The 824-nt window shown below is 71.2% G+C and carries 1 protein-coding gene; it reads right to left on the reverse strand.

Annotation, left to right across the window (positions count from 1 at the left end; translation table 11 throughout):
• The coding region (locus ACEN88_RS33060; protein WP_413346526.1) for a Gfo/Idh/MocA family oxidoreductase at positions 1-704 on the reverse strand (704 nt) is incomplete at its 3' end.
• Between the last annotated feature and the right edge of the window lie 120 nt (positions 705-824).

Here is an 824-nt window from a genome sequence, read left to right on the forward strand (position 1 = left end):
ACGGCGGCCAGCATGCTGGCGCCGAGGTCCACGCGCAGGCCGTCCGCATAGCGCAGGCGCGCCTGGAACTGGTCTTCGCAGCGGCTGCCCGGACGGAGCATGGGCAGGTCCGCCTCGATCGCGAGCGGCTCGCCGAAGTACAGCAGGGCTTCGTCGATCAGGTGCGGGCCCAGGTCCAGCCAGATCCCGCCGCCCGCATCGGCCTCTTCCTTCCAGCGTTCCTGCGGCTGCGGGCGGAAGCGGTCGAAGTGCATGGCCGCGTGGCGGACTTGTCCCAGGGTGCCGCCGGCGAGCAGGCGCAGCGCGGTGCGCGTCGTGCTGTCCCAGCGGCGGTTGTGGTAGACGCTCAGCAGCAGGCCCTTGTCTTCCGCAAGGCGCACGAGTTCCGCGGCCTGCGCGGCCGTATCCGTGAACGGCTTGTCGACGACGACGTGCTTGCCCGCCTCCAGCGCGGCCCGCGCCAGCGGATAGTGGGTCGCGTTCGGGCTGGCCAGCACGACGAGGGCGACGTCCGGATCGGCGAGCAGGGCGGCCGGCTCCGCATGGACGGCGACGCTGCCGAGGTCGGCGCGTACCTTGTCCGGATTGCGGCTGGAGACGGCGGCGATGGCGAGACCCGGGGTCGTGCGCAGCAGCGGCGCGTGGAAGACCTGGCCGGCGAAACCATAGCCGATGAGTCCAACGTTGATCGTGTCAGCAGTCATTGTGTTCCTTGATGTTGTTGCGGTCAGTGCGGCAGCGCCAGTCCCGCCGGGCGGGTGGCCGTACCGCGGCCGGTCTCGCGCTCGATGCGCAGCACGTCGAGCGGACGCGTGACGCGGTAG

This window comes from Massilia sp. CT11-108 (assembly GCF_047302915.1).
GTDB classification, from domain to species: Bacteria; Pseudomonadota; Gammaproteobacteria; order Burkholderiales; family Burkholderiaceae_D; genus Telluria; species Telluria orientalis.